The following is a 6,047-nucleotide window of genomic DNA, read 5'->3' as shown; positions in this document are numbered from 1 at the left end:
TTTTTTCCTTGAACTACCTTGATCTAACACCGCTAGGTCGCTAGAATAACGGTATTCGGGTGCATAAAGTTAATACGCGCAATAACTGTCTGAACATGAAAAGTAAACAACTATTATTTGAACAAGCCACATTTTTCAACGGATATATGCGGATTCTCATCTTAGAAAGTAAACAACTTTATTTTCACTTAACATCGAGTCTGATGGAAATGTAAGAGCTGTTGGCGGTTGAGGATTTCACAAAATTATTAAGCATGATGAAAAAGAGCCATGAAAAGTTTTTTACTGAACGACGATCAAGTATGGAGCACCACTTCGACAAGCTTGGCGACTTTTTCGACAAGCATTCAAATGAACCAACCTAAAGGGAGGAATAAATGATGAACAAATGCTTTGCAACACACGACACTTTTGTCATTGAAAAGACCTATAATGCTCCACCTGAACGAGCATTCACCGCCTGGGCCGATCCCGCAGCCAAGGCAAAGTGGTTTCCGAAGGCTGACGAATTCGACTTTCGAGTTGGCGGGCGGGAGTACAATCAAGGTGGTCCTAAAGGAGGACCAGTCTTTACCTTTGATGCTTGCTATCAGGAGATTGTTCCGGATCAGCGCATCGTCTATTCCTATACGATGGATCATGATGAAACACGTATATCGGTATCCGTGACCACGGTGGAGTTCAAGCATGCAGAAGCTGGCACTCAGCTTATCTACACCGAGCAAGGAGTCTTCCTCGACGGCCATGATACGGCAGCTCAGCGTGAACACGGAACGAAGATCATGCTGGACAAACTTGGCGAGTATCTACAGAAAGAGTCAACAGATAATCGATGACAAATGCTATGACCGGGTCTAACCAGCAGGCGGGCATACGGGAGTAAATCGGGCTAGCGGTATTGGTTCTGGCATCCCTGATAGTTGCAATTGATCTCTGCGTACTGGTTTTGGCGCTACCATATTTGAGTGCAGATCTGGGTGCCAGTAGTGTTGAACAGTTGTGGATTATGGACATATACGTGTTCATGGTAGCAGGGTTTTTGATTACGATGGGAACGCTGGGAGATCGTATCGGTCGTCGTAAACTACTTTTGATCGGTGCGACTACATTCGGAATTAGTTCACTGGTTTTCACATTCTCCACAAGTCTTGAAATGTTGATTGGAGCCCGTGCTTTGCTAGGGGTTGCTGGAGCTACTCTGGCCCCCTCCATCCTGGAATCAAGACCTTTTCCTCAAGTCACAACTGGTGAACTCCCACGAAATGAATTATGTACTAAATATAGGGGAGATATGCTTTCAGGTGTAGGTGTTTCAATCTTTATCTTTGGTAATAAGCAAGACCAAAAGACAGGTAAAACAATAGGTGCTAATGGCATGAAGGAAGAATTTGATATTTCAATAAATAATGGCGCTATTCCAATCCCTGTAGGAGCTACTGGCTTTACGACTCATGAGTTATGGGAAATCACACCACTGTCACTTCAGGAATTATTTTGCACTATAAAAGGGGGTGTCAGGTTAAATATAAAAAAAAGCTAATCTCACAAAAAATGTGAGACCAGCTCCTGATTTATCTTGTCTTTATTTTACCCATTCGTCAACCAATTCTTGATTCTCATCGATCCATTCCTTAGCCCCATCAAGTGGTTCTTCAGCATTTTCTACATAGTCGATTAGTTGACCAATTTGTTCGTCATTCATCTTCCAATTTTTAAACCATTCGCTAATCTTTGGATAATCCTCACTAAATCCATCTCTTGTAGCATGGTGAATTTTTTCTACTCCACCGTAGATGTTTTGCGGATCTTCCAGGAATTTTAAATCATATTTGGAGAATATCCAGTGTGGGGTCCAAAGTGGTGCCACTATTGGTTCCTCACTTTTTATTGCTTCTCCAATCTCCACTAACATCGTAGGTTCAGAGCTTGTTAAGAGCTCAAAATCAAGATTATAATCTTCAATAAGTTCTTTTGTTACATCCATTGTACCTGCACCAGGGTCAAACCCAACGATTTCGCCTTCAAACAATTCTTTATGTTCATTTAAGTCTTCTATACTATTAACTTCTTCTAAATAGGATGGAACAACAAGTCCTACTTTAGCATTATCAAACCAAGTAGCTTCTGAGAAATTAACCGTATCTTTATATTTTTCAAAATAATTAGCATCTTGAACCGGTAACCATATTTCTAAACTAACATCTAGATCATCACTCTCTAAAGCTTGCATCGTAATACCCATATCCAATACGTTTAACTTCACATTATAACCTTTATCTTCTAGAATAGCTTTCCACATATTTGTTACGGCGATATTTTCAGCCCAACTAATTTGACCAATCGTTATTTCTTCATCATTTACTTCTGTTTTTGCTTCTTCTTCTACCTCTGTTTGTTCACTGTTCGATGCATCATTAGTGTCTCCACATGCTGTCAGTACAGCAATCACTAACAGCGCTAAAATAATACTAAGTTCTTTTTTCCATTTGCTCATTGTTGAAACTCCCTTTCCAAATATTAATTTAAAATATTTCGAATATAAAATTTGTTTAGAAATATTTTAATGAAAACGTGATACAAAAACTTATCTCTTATTCAGAAGAGATAAGACATATAGAAATCGGTAATCTTAAGCTACCGTTCTATAGAAAGCTTACTTTTCCTATTTTAATTCTCGATTTTGAACAACCCCTCATAATAAAATAAAGTTTGTTAAATTTTTTTAAAACGTTCTTTATACTTTTATCTTAACGTGTTGAGATTAAAAGTCAAGAGGTAAAGCGTGATTTTAGTCAATTTCGATACCAAAAGTTAAACGATCTTACTTTTGGTATCGAAAAATCGTTGAGAAAGGTTTCGGTTTGAAGAAGCAGTTTATGAGAGTTAACGGATATGTTTAGTTCACTCTTTTTAATTCCATTTCTCATTTTCCGACGGGAGATACAAAATTGTAGTATAATTGATATAGTTTTGAAACATTGTGAAGGGCTATGTTTGTTAGAATATAGGATAGAGTTTTTTAACGCAATTGTATATTATTAAATAAGGCAATATGGGGGATTGGGATGACAATGGAGAAACAATTAATTAGTAAATCCTATTATCATACATTTATAGAAGGTATTAAAGATGCGGATCCAATCAAGACTTTGGGAGAATTGTATATAGATGAGCAACAAAACGAAATGCCTGATCTATCATATATTCGCTTTGCTCAGGGAGAGGTTTATTATCTATGTAAAGATTTTGAGGCGGCCATTTTTAAATGGGAAAACGTTTCTAATGAATTAAAGCCTTGGGCACAGAAAAATATAGCAGATGCTCATGCTAATATGAATTTACTTGCCATTGCTGAGGATTATTATAATGAAGTTGAAACAGAATCTGATGTTTTAAAAACGGAAGTACTTCTCCAACTATTTTCACTTTACATACAGCTGGGGAAACATGCAAAGGCAGTTGACTCTATTAAGAATGCAGTAGAATTAAACCCAGATTATCCTGATGTAACTAATGTGGCGCGTGTTTTCTTTGAAGACCAACAAGATTGGGACAATGCTGTTGATCTTGCAGTGAATGAGTCAATGCGAACAAAGTCGTTATCATGGTTTGTGGTTTTAGAAGAGTATGTAGAACAAGGCCATACTAAAGAAATATTGCCAAACTATTTTAGTGAAGTATTAATGACTTTATATAATATCGATCAAAATCACTTTGAAAGCTTATCAACAGCACTATGGAATAGTTATAAACAAAATGATTTGTATTTTCCATGGCTTGAAGAGATAAACAATCTTCTGCTGAGCATTGAGCCAGGCCGTTCTGGTGTATGGAGTAAGCTTTCCAATTTGTTCAGGTTAACATACTTTGAATTAATGAATGGAAAGTTTTTAATAAGAGAATTTTCTTATTTAATACCAAGTCATTTAACCAATTGGATGAAAATATCTACATCTTCTGATGCGGTAATAGCTTCATCAGCTGTACTAGCGTGGAGCGAAATTTATCCGTCCGATATTGAAGCTTCTATTATTAGTGAGGCGGAAAGTCTGTTAAGCCGATCTGCTCGTTATCAGGATGGTATAGAAGATGGATTCAAGCTTTTCAAGTCCATCATGGAATGGGCAGAGGGTGAAGGCTTACTATTGGATAAACGTTACGAGTGGATTGTTCAGGAGTTACAGGATTTAAATCAATACCATCTAATGATTACTGGGACAGAGACGAGTGGAAAGTCGTCATTTGTGAACACGTTGCTCGATGAGGAGCTGTCAGAAGATCCTGCTAACGCTACTGTCCTTTATAAAGATGCAGATAATGCGCAAATTCATGCTATTACGAATGAAGGAGAAAGAAGCATAGCTGAACATAACGATTTTAAAGAATCAATCAAAAAACAGGAAACATTTATTTCATGTAAGATGCCGGTATCGTTTTTAAATGAAAATAAGCTTACCCTAATAGATACCCCAGGGCTTACAGATCAAGATCAATTTAGAAGTGATGGAAATCAATATCTGTATTTAGCGGATAGCCTACTGTTTGTTTTGAATGCGGACTCCAACCTGACAGGTAACGAGCTTGATATGGCTGTTAGAATCAAGGAGCAGGCACCAGATCTACCTATTCATTTTCTATTATGCAAAATGGACCGAAATACTGACAGTCAGGAAGCGATGGTACGGACTGAGAAAATAATAGCTAGGATCGATTCCTACTTCTCAAATGCAAAAGCCTTCACTTTTTCCACAAATGCAGAAAGAAAAAATCAAATAAACGATTTTTCTGCTTTTACTAAGTCGATGATGGATGGGCATAGCCTAGAAGAGGAGCGCACGGCTAAGATTCTGTACTATATTAAGAAATCAATTCAGCTTTTGCTTGAAAAACGAGAAGAAGTGGAATATTCATTAATGGATAATATTGAATGGAATGAAGAGATGGTTACCAAACTTAAGGGTGCACAAAATCAGTTATGTGACATAGAAGAGAATACGGTTCAAGTCATTAAAAAGTCATACAGCAAAATTATAGAGGAATGTAGACAGGATTTGACGATAAAGATTCCAGAATTGATTCGAAAAAGTTCTGAAGTGGTTAATGAAGACAGTGATTTTGGGAAAATTCATATGGAACTTAACGATAAAATAAATAAACGAATCAATAATTATATTGAAGAAGCGGTTTTACCAGATTTATATGTAGAACTCCAAAAATGGATTGAAAATAGTGAAAGGGAACTGAATGACAGTCAGGCGTACTTAGATGAAATGAGCGAGAGTTTTAATCATCTATACGGTAAAGAAAAGATATATTTCGAGTGTGACAGTAAGGTGCTGTATGACTGGCATCGGGATATGGATCGGATGACAAGGGGAAATATACAGTTGACTAAGGCAACTTTCATAAGCCAATTTACCATTTCACAATTTTTATGGAAAAGTGCAGGCAAGCTTATGGGTGCTTTATCAAAAAATACAGAAACTCTCCATGATAAATATAAACAGTATATTGAAGGAAAAGACTACAGTAAAACAGTTGAAATAATTATAGATGAATTTATGCAGCAATTCGAGTTATTTGAGAAATCTCTGGAACGGGATATTAACATATTCTTCACGGATCCGGATAAAGTGTTAAATGCGATCTTAGCAGAAACATATGATGAGATTGAAGAAAATAAAGGTGTCCTAAGTGACATGCGTAAAAGACCTGAGTTACACCGTAATCCAATTACTTTGTTTGAAATAAAGCTTCGTCAATATGAATGGATGACTATTGAAGATGAACGAATCTATAAAAATAGTTAATCTGTTTAAAATGGAAGATCTTTTTCATTAAATGGCCGAGAATGCTCACGAATTAAGTACTGTAGGTGGATCAAATAAAAAAAATAAATGGAAATTCTCGTCCGACCCTGTTTTCGTAAAAATAAAGATTTGCGAAAATAGGGTCTTTTTTGTATGACAAGAAAGTATATAACCATAGGTATCACAACTTTTATCACGGTGCTAACCGTCTGTAAGACCCCCACTTCAAGCTTCAAG

At 36.7% G+C, this 6,047-nt stretch carries 4 protein-coding genes and 1 pseudogene; 4 read left to right on the top strand and 1 reads right to left on the bottom strand.

What is annotated here, in order from left to right:
- The first annotated feature begins 380 nt into the window (after positions 1-380).
- From BM121_RS19060 to BM121_RS22745, 3 genes and pseudogenes are all read left to right on the top strand, one after another.
- Complete coding sequence (locus tag BM121_RS19060) at positions 381-836, top strand: SRPBCC family protein (protein ID WP_091485613.1); 456 nt, start codon at positions 381-383, stop codon at positions 834-836.
- 47 nt (positions 837-883) lie between these two features.
- Positions 884-1,216 (top strand): annotated as a pseudogene (locus BM121_RS22750) (MFS transporter); the annotation flags it as partial.
- Positions 1,199-1,540 (top strand): hypothetical protein, encoded by a 342-nt coding sequence (locus BM121_RS22745; RefSeq protein ID WP_425432265.1) that lies wholly within the window; start codon positions 1,199-1,201, stop codon positions 1,538-1,540. The pseudogene BM121_RS22750 and the gene BM121_RS22745, both read left to right, overlap by 18 nt.
- Before the next feature lie 42 nt (positions 1,541-1,582).
- Here BM121_RS22745 and BM121_RS19050 read toward each other — a convergent pair whose 3' ends face one another.
- Positions 1,583-2,494, bottom strand: a complete 912-nt coding sequence (locus tag BM121_RS19050; RefSeq protein ID WP_091485612.1) for a glycine betaine ABC transporter substrate-binding protein — start codon at positions 2,492-2,494, stop codon at positions 1,583-1,585.
- A gap of 571 nt (positions 2,495-3,065) precedes the next feature.
- Between BM121_RS19050 and BM121_RS19045 the strand changes: the two genes are divergently transcribed.
- Positions 3,066-5,810, top strand: a complete 2,745-nt coding sequence (locus tag BM121_RS19045; protein ID WP_091485610.1) for a dynamin family protein — start codon at positions 3,066-3,068, stop codon at positions 5,808-5,810.
- Positions 5,811-6,047: the final 237 nt, after the last annotated feature.

It is taken from the genome of Gracilibacillus orientalis, assembly GCF_900114645.1.
Classification (GTDB): domain Bacteria; phylum Bacillota; class Bacilli; order Bacillales; family Amphibacillaceae; genus Gracilibacillus; species Gracilibacillus orientalis.
This window is presented reverse-complemented; position numbering and strand designations above follow the sequence as displayed.

Coding starts and splice junctions, on each gene's coding strand:
- BM121_RS19060 (WP_091485613.1), top strand. CDS start 381: ATGAACAAATGCTTTGCAACACACGACACTTTTGTCATTGAAAAGACC.
- BM121_RS19050 (WP_091485612.1), bottom strand. CDS start 2,494: ATGAGCAAATGGAAAAAAGAACTTAGTATTATTTTAGCGCTGTTAGTG.
- BM121_RS19045 (WP_091485610.1), top strand. CDS start 3,066: ATGACAATGGAGAAACAATTAATTAGTAAATCCTATTATCATACATTT.